At 54.1% G+C, this 11151-nt stretch carries 17 protein-coding genes and 1 pseudogene; 7 read left to right on the top strand and 11 right to left on the bottom strand.

What is annotated here, in order from left to right; translation table 11 throughout:
• Nucleotides 1–54: 54 nt before the first annotated feature.
• From ACODSV_RS34620 to ACODSV_RS34630, 3 genes and pseudogenes are all read right to left on the bottom strand, one after another.
• A pseudogene (locus ACODSV_RS34620) lies at nucleotides 55–270 on the bottom strand (phage integrase Arm DNA-binding domain-containing protein); the annotation flags it as partial.
• 1 nt (nucleotide 271) lies between these two features.
• Nucleotides 272–496, bottom strand: coding sequence for a DUF4224 domain-containing protein (locus ACODSV_RS34625; RefSeq protein WP_190304846.1), 225 nt, complete (start codon nucleotides 494–496; stop codon nucleotides 272–274).
• Nucleotides 497–848: 352 nt separating this feature from the next.
• The gene (locus ACODSV_RS34630) at nucleotides 849–1217 is read right to left on the bottom strand and encodes a hypothetical protein (RefSeq protein WP_024076123.1); all 369 of its coding nucleotides are present in this window, start codon (nucleotides 1215–1217) and stop codon (nucleotides 849–851) included.
• A gap of 172 nt (nucleotides 1218–1389) precedes the next feature.
• On the opposite strand from ACODSV_RS34630, the gene ACODSV_RS34635 reads away from it, so the two are divergent.
• Both ACODSV_RS34635 and ACODSV_RS34640 read left to right on the top strand, forming a co-directional pair.
• A complete protein-coding gene (locus ACODSV_RS34635) occupies nucleotides 1390–1728 on the top strand; it encodes a hypothetical protein (protein WP_003218335.1) in 339 nt (112 codons plus the stop codon).
• On the top strand, nucleotides 1725–2069 hold the full coding sequence (locus ACODSV_RS34640; RefSeq protein ID WP_150056184.1) for a hypothetical protein: 345 nt from the start codon (nucleotides 1725–1727) through the stop codon (nucleotides 2067–2069). Before ACODSV_RS34635 ends, ACODSV_RS34640 begins: the two co-directional genes overlap by 4 nt.
• A 50-nt stretch (nucleotides 2070–2119) precedes the next feature.
• Here ACODSV_RS34640 and ACODSV_RS34645 read toward each other — a convergent pair whose 3' ends face one another.
• Nucleotides 2120–2995 (bottom strand): hypothetical protein, encoded by an 876-nt coding sequence (locus tag ACODSV_RS34645; protein WP_150056183.1) that lies wholly within the window; start codon nucleotides 2993–2995, stop codon nucleotides 2120–2122.
• An 82-nt stretch (nucleotides 2996–3077) separates the two neighbouring features.
• Between ACODSV_RS34645 and ACODSV_RS34650 the strand changes: the two genes are divergently transcribed.
• Both ACODSV_RS34650 and ACODSV_RS34655 read left to right on the top strand, forming a co-directional pair.
• Nucleotides 3078–3275 (top strand): alkaline phosphatase family protein, encoded by a 198-nt coding sequence (locus tag ACODSV_RS34650; protein WP_150056182.1) that lies wholly within the window; start codon nucleotides 3078–3080, stop codon nucleotides 3273–3275.
• Between the two features lie 157 nt (nucleotides 3276–3432).
• Nucleotides 3433–3783: a hypothetical protein gene (locus ACODSV_RS34655; RefSeq protein ID WP_024076119.1), complete on the top strand. Its 351-nt coding sequence runs from the start codon at nucleotides 3433–3435 to the stop codon at nucleotides 3781–3783.
• Nucleotides 3784–3850: 67 nt separating this feature from the next.
• Here the strand turns inward: ACODSV_RS34655 and ACODSV_RS34660 are convergent, their stop codons facing one another.
• Nucleotides 3851–4051: a hypothetical protein gene (locus tag ACODSV_RS34660; protein ID WP_024076118.1), complete on the bottom strand. Its 201-nt coding sequence runs from the start codon at nucleotides 4049–4051 to the stop codon at nucleotides 3851–3853.
• A 414-nt stretch (nucleotides 4052–4465) separates the two neighbouring features.
• On the opposite strand from ACODSV_RS34660, the gene ACODSV_RS34665 reads away from it, so the two are divergent.
• Entirely contained in the window at nucleotides 4466–5098 is a 633-nt protein-coding gene (locus ACODSV_RS34665; RefSeq protein ID WP_454843534.1) for a putative metallopeptidase, read from the top strand.
• A 111-nt stretch (nucleotides 5099–5209) separates the two neighbouring features.
• A complete protein-coding gene (locus ACODSV_RS34670) occupies nucleotides 5210–5869 on the top strand; it encodes a hypothetical protein (protein ID WP_081730351.1) in 660 nt (219 codons plus the stop codon).
• Nucleotides 5870–5966: 97 nt separating this feature from the next.
• Here the strand turns inward: ACODSV_RS34670 and ACODSV_RS34675 are convergent, their stop codons facing one another.
• Nucleotides 5967–6302 (bottom strand): hypothetical protein, encoded by a 336-nt coding sequence (locus ACODSV_RS34675; protein WP_024076116.1) that lies wholly within the window; start codon nucleotides 6300–6302, stop codon nucleotides 5967–5969.
• A 169-nt stretch (nucleotides 6303–6471) separates the two neighbouring features.
• Nucleotides 6472–6966: a hypothetical protein gene (locus ACODSV_RS34680; RefSeq protein WP_150056347.1), complete on the bottom strand. Its 495-nt coding sequence runs from the start codon at nucleotides 6964–6966 to the stop codon at nucleotides 6472–6474.
• Nucleotides 6967–7164: 198 nt separating this feature from the next.
• Between ACODSV_RS34680 and ACODSV_RS34685 the strand changes: the two genes are divergently transcribed.
• Nucleotides 7165–7611 carry a hypothetical protein gene (locus ACODSV_RS34685; RefSeq protein WP_150056346.1) on the top strand — a complete coding sequence of 149 codons (447 nt, stop codon included), beginning with the start codon at nucleotides 7165–7167 and terminating at the stop codon, nucleotides 7609–7611.
• Nucleotides 7612–7951: 340 nt separating this feature from the next.
• Here ACODSV_RS34685 and tnpA (ACODSV_RS34690) read toward each other — a convergent pair whose 3' ends face one another.
• From tnpA (ACODSV_RS34690) to tnpA (ACODSV_RS34705), 4 genes are all read right to left on the bottom strand, one after another.
• The gene (gene tnpA, locus ACODSV_RS34690; protein ID WP_223817931.1) at nucleotides 7952–8308 is read right to left on the bottom strand and encodes an IS66-like element accessory protein TnpA; all 357 of its coding nucleotides are present in this window, start codon (nucleotides 8306–8308) and stop codon (nucleotides 7952–7954) included.
• 451 nt (nucleotides 8309–8759) lie between these two features.
• Nucleotides 8760–10364: an IS66 family transposase gene (gene tnpC / locus ACODSV_RS34695; RefSeq protein WP_454843537.1), complete on the bottom strand. Its 1605-nt coding sequence runs from the start codon at nucleotides 10362–10364 to the stop codon at nucleotides 8760–8762.
• A 61-nt stretch (nucleotides 10365–10425) separates the two neighbouring features.
• Entirely contained in the window at nucleotides 10426–10761 is a 336-nt protein-coding gene (gene tnpB, locus ACODSV_RS34700; protein WP_140682487.1) for an IS66 family insertion sequence element accessory protein TnpB, read from the bottom strand.
• The gene (gene tnpA / locus ACODSV_RS34705) at nucleotides 10758–11075 is read right to left on the bottom strand and encodes an IS66-like element accessory protein TnpA (RefSeq protein ID WP_140682490.1); all 318 of its coding nucleotides are present in this window, start codon (nucleotides 11073–11075) and stop codon (nucleotides 10758–10760) included. Before tnpA (ACODSV_RS34705) ends, tnpB begins: the two co-directional genes overlap by 4 nt.
• Nucleotides 11076–11151: the final 76 nt, after the last annotated feature.

Below are 11151 nucleotides of genomic sequence, written 5' to 3' on the forward strand. Positions count from 1 at the left end.
GGCTCAGGCCGAGAAAAAACTTAACGTCGTGTCCGGGATTAGTTGACCACTACAGATACCCTTCATCATGGTTAGATCGCTGGGCTTATCCTTGGCTTCAAGCTCGGCCCACTTCAGGCGCGCCTTGTCCAAGTCCTTACCCAGCGGCACATCTTTTCCTGTTGCGTCTCGGTAGTAGAAGGCGGTCCAGGTTGTACCGTTTTTACGCTTCCTTTTGCGCTGATACATACGCGGGGGAAGTTGTCGATATTCCTTGTTGCGGGGGCGCATATCAGCTCACTCTGGAATAGTCAGGCGTCCATACCGGGCGCGGCGCCGGTTCGTTTGGGTCAGCGATGGTCGGGCTGGCCATGCCCAGTTTCATGCGGGCGAACATCCGGCCAACCAGCGGGCGACCGCCACGGCTCTCGATGAACACCCAGTTTCGCTCCTTCAGCCATTTACGCTGGTGTGCACGCTGCTTTCGGCTGGGTTCAGCAAGCCAACACTTTCGCAGGAACCGATATCCGGAGCGTCGCCTACGGCAACGGCAATTTTGTAGCTGTTGGTGCAGGCGGCAAGATTGCTTACTGGACTCCATGATCTTCTATCTCCTTGCGTAATAGAGCCCAGCCGTCGCGCTGGGCTTTTTCATTTCTGATTCAGGCTCGCCACAGCCAGGATGGCCCTTCGGGGGATGCCTGGAGGCTGATAAGCCGGTAGTGCAGCGCTACGGAAAAACACCGGCAGCCCGCGCGCTCTGTTCACACCTGACTTCCAGAGTGGCGCGAGACCAGATTGGCGAGATCGATGCATTGGGGCGTCGACGCTGGGATGGTCTTTGGCTGACAGCGCGGAAAGACGCGCACTTATTTCGGTTGAAGTAAGTTCAGATAGGCCGTGCAAAACTCGCTATTAACGATTTTCACTACTCTGGAGTCCCGCTCATCCCATGAAGAATCGGGTGGGCCCATAATTTCATCTCTTATGTTCGCGGCAATCGCAGTTAGCTCTGCTTGGCTTTTTTTGATGCCGTTTTCTCGCATATAGAGCCCCGTTATTTCCCAAGACTTCTCTATCACAGAGTCGTCTTGTTTCTCTATGCTCGCTGCCATGGTGCATCGAATCATATGAAATATGCGCTCCTCATGGCGTTCGCACCCCTGTGTCGCTAGAAGGGCAACTGCGAGCATTGCCGGAAGAATTTTGCTTCCTTTCATCTTTCTTTCTGTATCCATCCAGTATTTCGTTCTTCGAAGGGGCGGCGGTCTCTATCCCCCTCAAGTGTACCTTTTCAGGCCTCGACATTGATCGGGCCCTTTTCGTTTTCGGCCCCGCCACACCCATCGCTATGGCTGGGAGTGTTGTTGGGGCTGACCTATTTCAAACATGCCCCACGGAGTCGAGCGCATGGAGTACCTACAGCGCCTGCTCGACAAGATCGACAGGTTCGAATTGCTTATCGCGGGCCTGGTTGGAGCGGTGATCGCCAGTTGGTGGCACAAGGACGACTTGAACGACTGGCGTGCCTGGATGATCTTCCTCATCACCGGCATGGCCTGCTCGATCTACCTGACGAGCATGGTCAGCACCTACCTGGGCGTGACTGAGCCAAAGATCGTCGCCGGCATCGGCTTCCTGCTGGGCGCATTCGGCGGCTCGCTCCTGGCAGCCATCAATCGAGCCATTAAATCCGCTGACCTCTGGGCGCTTATCCGTCAGCGGTTCGGGGGAGGCAATCCACCATGAATCTTGAACTGATCAACTCCATCGCTTGCGGCCTTATCGCACTGTGGGCAGCCTGGTGCGTACTGAGCGGGAAGGTGAGGGACGGCATCCTCGGGAAGCTGATCTACTCGACGATCGCCATCAGCGGTTTCGTCGTTATGGCGCGCAGCCAGAACATCTTCTTCGGCCCGACCAGTGCCGGCCTGACGCTGCATGTGTCCCTGGCCCTGGCCGGCGCGCGCCACATCTTCATGGTCACTTACTGGCAGCGAGTGAAGATCTGGCTGTGCCGTACGCTGAATTGCGAGCACTGCCTGCATTGCGACAAGGCGCCTGGTGGTATCGAGCGCCGGGGTAAGTAATCCGCGCCACGTTTTCGAATGCGCCAAATCGTGTTGAACGATGGCTGAAGTCAGTGGCTTTTTCTCTCTATATTTTTGAAAAGTGACTTGAGATTGGAAGGGTCTAGGCAGTCAGGTGCTATCGTCTGCGACTGCTTAAAATAGGCCTGAACTTTCGGGTTCGCGAAATCGCCCTTAAGAGCCAACAGGTAATACCCGTCGGCGCGAAACTTTTCCAGGCTCAGAGAAACAGGTTCGAAGAAGTCCCTCATAGTGGTCAAGGGTAGTTGACGGTTGGCTTCCGTTTTCAGTGAATCTTTGAAGCAGTACGAGCGTATCGCCGGCAATGGATAATGGTCAGAGTACAGATCTGGTCGCTCTAGAGCATTAGCTAGCTGGCTATACTTGCGAAGAAACTCGGGGTCATCGAACTTGAATCGCAGGAACGCCTCGTCACAGTCACGCAACAGCATAATCGCTCCGGCAACCAAGCCTTGATCCGCGGCGCTTTGGTAAAGTGCGCAGGCCTCTGCATGCATAGCCTTATAGCCATTTAGAAAGGTTGCCGCTTTACTCTCTTGCATATTCGCCAACATGAAAGTCGCTACACCGTGTCCTCCGGCGCTAGCTTTACGCAGCTCGTCCTCGTAGGTCTCAAGTCCTTTCGTTGCCTCCTGTATGGATTGGCTCAGTGTGAAATTGTCAATTTTACCCTGCTGTTCTTTTTCAACCAACTGATTAGCTCGTTGCTGTATTTCATCACCTAAAAGCATTGCGTGTTCAAAGACAGCTTCGGCTTCGGGAGATGGCGCAGCCTGCACCTCAGCACACAGAGCGATGCTGGAAAGTAGGACTAAAAGACGAAGTTTCAAAGGCGTTTCTTCCGTGATTGCAGTTGTTCGAGTCTCCATTACTGTAATGGATTCAATCAGGGTGGGGTAGTTCACGTGCTTGACCGTCACTCCAGTATGAGTCGGAGTTATGGTGAGGTTTCCGATTGGTGCAGAGTTTCATTGCAGAGTCTAATACATGACCAACGTCACCCGTCTGCGGCACGTGCTGCCAATGAGCCTGGACATCAACGCAGCGGTAAACGCTCTCGACAAGGCCATTGCTGATGCCGTGGACGACGCCAAGGAAGCCGGGCTGCCTCAGGGCCTGGTCGTTGGATTGCTCCACGGTCACGCCCATGCCCAGACGCACCAGATGGTTACAGAATCCCCATGACGACCAAGCAGCCAGACTGGGGGGCAATCGAGCGCGCCAAATCGTGGCGCGATTAAGATCATGTCAATCATGACCACGCCCGCTGTCCTGAATGCCCGCTATCAAGCTGATGCGTTATCCTTCGGGAAATTCAGCAGTGCTCTGATAGGTAATTTCCATGCCGCGATTCGAAGCTTTCAGTAATGGGCAGCATATCGGTTGGTCCGATTTAGAGCTCGGCGATCCGCCCATGGGGGTTGCGTTCGGCGTATTTGTTCCTGCTCCTGGATATTCCATTATCCAGGAGCAAGTCAGAGCCTTTGCTCAGCGTGATCAGAGACATTTTAATTTTACAGTGCGTATTGTGGGCGGAGAGGCGATTCGTGCTGCCGGTGTGTGTATTGCGGACTACTCGTTTGATTGCGGGAAAGACGCAATAGAGTTGAGCGTTCTAGGAATCGAATATCCACCATACGGTGATGTCTTTCCTGAGCACGTCGCGGCCTACAAGCAGCAGTGGGGCGGGTAGCCACATCTCGGACCGTTGATGGGTTTGACAGCTTAGGTGTGCCGCGGGTGAGTGCGGCACGGAAGGATCACTTCACTTTGAGCGCTTCTTGGATCTGGTCGGCGTAGGTGCTCAGGTTCTCCAGTTCGGAGGCCAGAGTGCTCGTACCAGCAACGGCTGCCTCGATTAGCGTCACGGCTGCAGCAACTGCATTTGCCCTTTCAAATTCCGCGTTAAGGCGGTGAGCCTTGGATGCTGCGTGTGCGTATTCGCCAGCTGTTTTAGACATCGGTTGATTTCCTTTCAAATATTGATCCTCACCAATACCGGCAACGCGCCACTATTTCAATTCCACCTTTAGGCTCACCTGAGACAATTTATGACAACCAAGCAACCCGACTGGGAGGCAATCGAAAGCGCCTACCGGGCCGGGTTGCATTGTGGTTAGGTTTTAAATATTTGCCATAGGGTGACGCCTCCTAGCACAAATATCAGCACTGTTTTTGGTGTGAGTCGCCCCGTTAGATAAAGTCCAATCAAGATGACAAGAAGCGCCTTCGATATTATCTCTGATGAGCTCATGCGTATCGCCTGTAATGAATGAGCTACCTATCCTCCACGCCTAATTCACTCCTGAGTGCTGTATTCGTACCGTTTTCCGGTCTGAATTAAATGTGCTGTCGCTTCAAAGATCAGGTGATAAATGAACAGACCGATGCCTCCCGCATCACTGATTGAGTTGTCGGAGCTATCCGACGTCGGTATTCGCCTGACTCCAGCCACAGAGGTTTGGGAATGGCTACAAACCGAGATCCTTGCCGACACCGGCAGCATTCAAAACGAAGACCATGCCCACTTATTGGATGCAGACATCCGGGTCATGTGGGCGTCGTCGAGCTTCGAGAAGCAGGGCAAGACAGTCCTGGGCCAGGCCGAACAGGTAGCGTTCCGCGCAGGCGGTTGGCAGAAAGCCCGGATGGAGCAGCAGATGCGTGATTGGTTCGGCGACGTGCCGGCCTTCATCATCACCCTGGCTGCTGACTACTGCGTCCAGTGCAGCGATACCGACTTCTGTGCCCTGGTTGAGCATGAACTCATGCATATCGCTCAAACCCGCGATCAATGCGGGCAACCAAAATTCACGAAGGATGGAATGCCCAAACTGGAGCTGCGGGGCCATGATGTCAGTGAGTTCGTCGCTATCGTTGAGAGATACGGTGTTGGGGCGCCGGATAGCGATGTTGCTCGAATGGTCGATGCTGCCAAAAAAATACCATCCGTTAACCGTGCCTCTATAGCGAGTGCTTGCGGTACCTGCTTGATGAGGGCTGTGTAGTGGAAGAGCAGTGGAAGACGATTCAAAACTTCGGTGAGATGTGATCTCAGTTGATACCCTCAAAAGACTTGGGCGCCATTGGCGTAGCCTGGCATAAATTAAGGACAAAATGTGTTCAGAAAATCTCAGATCATTACCATCCCAGTCCTGATCTCATCGGTACTTTTACTCACCGGGTGCCCGCCACCAGCGTCTTTCACCCAATGGAAACGCGCTTCTACCTCTGTAGAGGGCGTTAAAGCCGCAATGGCAGAATGTGGCGACCCTGTAGCAGGGCCACAAAACCATTTCCCAATAAACGAACAAATAATCCACTTTCAGTGCATGCAGCGTCTCGGTTTTACTCGAAAAGACGGCTTTGAATACTGCGACATAATGAAGAATATGCCGGCCTGTGTTGAAGAAAGGCAGGGGAGGCCGCTCAGCTTGTCCCAGCTCGAAGCGTTACCGTTTGTCGAAGACGAAGCATTTCACCCAATCAAGCCTAATTCAGGCCGGGATGAACGTATGCAGGTTTCATGGCGTAGAGCGGGAGCGTCACGCCATTTTTCATTCAAGGTAGCTAATGACAGCGAAGCCCTGCCGGTGATGTATGCGTGCGGCTATGCGAAGCCACTTGGGTCGAATCTGGACGTCGCAAGCATCGGGCGCACTGCAGAAGTGCAGCGTTGCATGATTGATCATGGCTTTGAACCCAAAAACAAAATTATGCTGGTTTGCCAGACTTACCCCCAAGTGACGGGCTGTTCGTCGACAACTCCGCCGAGTTGATGCAGGCAGAGAGCAGGGCCGAGAGGGGCTTGCTCGTTCAAAATAAGAGGACGTCCTAGACGCGCGACCTTTCAACTCATGGGCACAATTGGATTTTCTACATCGATTTAACGGATAGCACTTCCACGTATTTGTATTTCTTCTTGGCAGCCTTCACAGCATCTTGTTCGGCGAGCAACGAGCTCAACGTATCAGCCTCGTGAATCAACTCGGTCATTTTTCCCTCGAACTCGTTTCCAACCCGTAGCGTGACCCGCAGCCTGGGCGTAAATGCTTTCGCCAGCTTCTTCTTGGCTGCTGGAGCGACAACGGGTTTTGCGAGCACAATTTCTTCCACAGGCTCATTTACTAGAGGAGCAGATATCTGCTCTTCGGGCTGAGGCGTACCGAATAGGGCACGCCGCATTTCTTCTTCAGTTAATTCAGAGCTCATAGAACATCTCAAAGTGGGCAGTAATCAGCTCGACGAATTCTACTAGGATGGCGGCTCAGCGTGTCCTCTGGGAGCATGTACGGCCACTGTGAATTCGTGCTACGTGGTCACAACATTTCAACGTGGTAGTGGGCCTGATAGCGATAAAAATGATGCAACGTAAGCTAGGCTATTGAGGGCTTAAGGGGTCATCGCAATGGTTGTCTGGCTTCGTCTTCGACAACTGAGTGAACTGCTCCAATGCGTTTTGGAAGTCCTCCAATGCAAAGCTTACCGGCTTGCTCCCGGCGATCCATTGTGTCGAGATTCCAACTTCCAGTTTGTCCGAAATACTTCGACCGAAGCGCCGCCAGTGTACGGTGTCAGCCTCGATTACCTGCTCAACGACCAAGACGATACAGTCGAAATTCATGTCATCGCTACAGACCAGCAACGGCACGATGGTGGAGCTTCCATCCTCCGCCGGGATGATGCGACGGTTCGCAAGAGCGTCTTCGTCTTCGTCTATAAGCCAGATCAGAGAAAGACCAAGGCTTGCGACGTCTGACCATTCGAGATGAGTGGACAGCCATTGCTCAATGCCAATGCCGTCAATCATTAACCATGCGCAGGCGCTCCTGGCGAATCCTGGTCGGTAGTAAGCAGCGCTGATAACTTGGTGCATGGCGAAGTCCTTTAATGCAGTGCGGCTGTGTCATAGAGAATGATGATACTCCAGTGGTAACACGCCTATCGTCGTAGCGCCTGCTTCAAGCCGAACGCTTAAACCAGATCAACAGCCCTGACTTCCTTAGGTCGTTGAAGGACAAAGCTGGCACCCTGTACTGTGCAGGATCTGAATAAAACTACAAGGAGGCGTGAGGTGCGCGACAAGCAGATTTGGGAACTGACAGCGAGCGATCTGCACGATGTTGGAGTATGGTGCTTTCCGATGGACGAGTCCGTTGAGGATGAATGCACAGTCCGACCTTGTGTTGAGGAAGTAGATTTGGCGATGATCGTGCGAGCCGAATTTTGCGATGCCGATGGCACTCACTATCTGGGGTACGTGCATTGGAGTCTGGTTGAACATATTGGCCATCGACAACCCACGCTGTTCCTAAATGACGGCACAGCTATTTCGTTCTGGGGAGGAATTGTTAAACCCTGCTGGGATGAAGCCTCAGATGAAGCGAAACGGATTTCTTTCCCCATCACATTTAAGTCTGAACCGTTGCTCGGGCTCACGCCGATGGTTGGCTTCCTAGAAGGGATGTATTACTTAGATAGCAATGACCAGATTTCTTGCCTTTCGATAGGTGGAAGGTGAGGACAATAGCTACCCTAATCTGACTTACACCAGTGCTTGAAAGCGGCAAAAAGCCAGAGCTAGTCGACCGGTTCTGGCCCAGAGCGTGTAAAAACGCCAAGGGGCCTCTGTCGGAAATCTATAAGCCTTGTGTCCCCATACTCATACCGTCTTGACGTTAATAGCTGCGCCGATAGTGGTCAGCCACATTTGTGGCTCCGTTACGTGGAATGAGCTCCATGCGCAGCAAAAGCCCGGCTGAATAGAGGCCAGAACTTGTGAGAGGTCTGGGGCTTTTTGCTACCTCTACCGGCGCGCATATCCATGGGTTCGGTGGCGAACCAGATAGAGTCGATGCGGATCACTGGGCAAGCTCACGGATAAAACGGGCGCACCCTTCAGGGTCTGAAGATGGCCAGTGCACGGTTAATTTTTGCTGCCCGAAAGGGATCTCGATACTGACAGGCATTTGCAGATCAGGCCGAGTCGCCGGCTCTAGTTTCATCGGGACGAAAGCGGGCAATGCCGGCGCCTGACGATCACGATAAGCGGGTATCCATTTTCGAACCAAGTTAGCGTTGATGCCATGGCGCAGGGCCACGCTGGCCATGGACACGCCAGGTTGTAGGCATTCCTGGACGACTTGGGCTTTGAAAGGTTTGGGATAAGAAGTTCTTTGGCGCATGGCAATCCTGAAAATAATGGCGATGGTGTCCACGTATTTTTAAGGTAAGCGTTCAGCGATCACACCTTCCCATTGCAACTGCTGGCGCCGTTGATCGATCCCGCTATCATGCAGGGCGTAGATCACGAATGTAGATAACGCTATGCCAAGATTGTCATTCGCCGTCAGAATTTTGTTCGCATGCTGCCTTTTCATCGCAACCGCTAATCACATCCGTGCAGACGTTTCGCATGGTTTGCTCTGGGACTACGGATACGGGCCTAGCACTTACTTGGCTAGCCGTATTTTCTGGGGGGCGCTTACGTTTTTTGACCCGCTTGCAGCACTGCTACTTTTCATCAAACCAAGAGCCGGAATCGTGCTTACGGTAGCGATTATTTTGGTCGACGTAACTCATAACACTTTTTACGTCGCATTGAAGCAGCAGTGGCTGGAGCCGTTCTACCTGTCCCAGGTAGCTTTTCTTATCGTAGTATTTCTACTCTCACCCATCGCTTGGAATGGCCCTATTCGAGACGTAGCGCTCACCAATCCAGTCCGAGTTTGATTCGCTCCACTTATGAGGTAGAAGCTCTTCGATCTCACTCGCCCGCTGCGTCGGCAGGCGCGTCAGAACGTCTTTCAGATAAGCATACGGATCATGCCTGTTGAGCCGCGCCGACTGGATCAAACTCATGATCGCCGCCGCCCGTTTGCCACTGCGCAGCGAACCTGCGAACAACCAATTCGAGCGTCCAAGTGCCCACGGCCTTATCTTATTTTCGACCGCGTTGTTATCGATGGGTACAGCGCCGTCTTCGAGATATCGAGTCAGTGCCGTCCAGCGCTTAAGGGTGTAATCCAGAGCTTTGGCGATAGCCGACCCTTCGGGCACAAGGTCGCGCTGGGCCATCATCCAGGTATGCAGTGCGTCGATAACGGGCGCCGCTTTTTCCTGCCGTATTCGCCAGCGATCTTCAACGGTCATCTCCCGCGCTTGCCGTTCAATTTCGTACAACCCGCCAATTGAGTGCAGCGCCTGCTCGGCCAGTTGGCTTTTGTTCGTCGCGTGCAGATCGAAAAACTTGCGGCGGGCGTGGGCCATGCAGCCGATTTCAGTGATGCCTTGCTGGAAGCTTGCTTTGTAACCTGCGAAATCATCGCAAACCAGCTTGCCATTCCATGGGCCAAGGAAGTTGCGTGCATGCTCTCCCGCACGGCTTGGACTGAAGTCATAAACGACTGCCTTGAGCGCCGAATATGGCGTAGTGCAGTAGGCCCAGACATAAGCACGATGGGTTTTTTTCTCACCAGGGGCGAGCATCTGCACCGGCGTTTCGTCAGCGTGGATCACGCTTTGAGCAAGCACTGTTTCGCGCAGCGCATCGACCAAGGGCTGGAACTGCACGCCGGTTTGGCCGACCCATTGCGCCAGTGTCGAACGGGCGATAGCCAGGCCGGCGCGGCCAAAGATTTTCTCTTGCCGATACAGCGGCAAATGGTCGGCGAATTTGGCCACCATCACGTGAGCGAGCAGCCCTGCGGTCGGGATGCCCTTGTCGATTACCTGGGCCGGAACCGGTGCCTGAGTCAGCGTTTCGAACTCGCGGCAGACCCACTTCCTGCGCACATGTTGCTCAACGGTGAACACGCCCGGCGTGTAATCCAGCTTCTCGCTGACGTCCTCGCCGATGCGCTGGAGCTGGCAGCCGCAGGGGCACTGGGTATTGTTGGGTTCGTGATAAATCACAGTACGCGGAAACTGCGCGGGGAAGGAAACACGCTTGGGCTGCTTGCGTGGTTCGGCCGGCGCAGCCGGCGGATTCAACGCCTTCAGCTCGGCTTCGATGGCTGCGATGTCGGTGTCGAGCAGGTCGTCGAGCAGGCTGCCTTGAGCAGGGCTCAATTGCTCACTGCGCTTGGCAAACTTGTTACGTTTGAACCAGGCGATTTCGTGAGTGAGTTGCTCAATGATGGTTTGGTCGCGATCGTTCTTTTTGCCCATCCTGTCGACTTGCTGCCCAAGAGAATCAACCTGGGACAGCAACTGCACCGCGAGGGCACGCAGTTGGTCGGGGGACATTTGGTCGAGGTTGGGTGAGGACGTCATGCCGCGAACTTTGCCAGAGCAGGCCGTTCGCGGCGATAGACCAATGGGCTAATGGCGGGTGTTAAAGCAGTGTGATTGCACCGCCAGCCCCAACGCGTTGCCAAGGTAGGCCAAGCACCAAGGCCTGAAGTTGCTCAGTATCCAGCTCCATCTCGCAGCCTTGTCGAATGCCTGGCCAGTGAAACTTGCCTTGATTCAACCTGCGAGCAGCCAGCCAGACGCCAATCCCGTCATGCACCAGCACTTTCATACGAGTAGCGCGGCGGTTCGCGAACAGATAAGCGCAGTGCGGCTTCGCCGCGCCGAACACCGCAATCACCCTGGCCAGCGCAGTTTCAGTGCCTGCACGCATATCCATGGGCTCGGTGGCGAGCCAGATGGCATCGACGCGAATCATTGCGCGAGTCCACGGACAAAGCGGGCGCAGCCTTCAGGATCGGAAGTTGGCCATTTCACTGTGATCGATTGCTCGCCAAGCGGCAGCTCAATAATCGCCAACGCTTCCGCCTGCCGTTTGGGCGTAGCTCTCAACGGAACGAAAGCCGGCAACGCCGCTGGCGGCTGGTCTCGGTAAAGTGGTAGCCACTTGCGGATAACGTTGGCGTTGATGCCGTGGCTGATGGCAACGCTGGATAGGGTTGCGCCCGGTTGCAGGCATTCCTGCACAACCTGGGCCTTGAAGGGTTTCGGGTAAGAGCTTCGTTGGCGCATGGAAATCCTGACGTAAGGGCTATCGCGTCCGCTTAAAATGATCTGACCCCGAAATGTTGGACATCAACATTGGGGG

Source organism: Pseudomonas sp. FG86 (genome assembly GCF_057808775.1).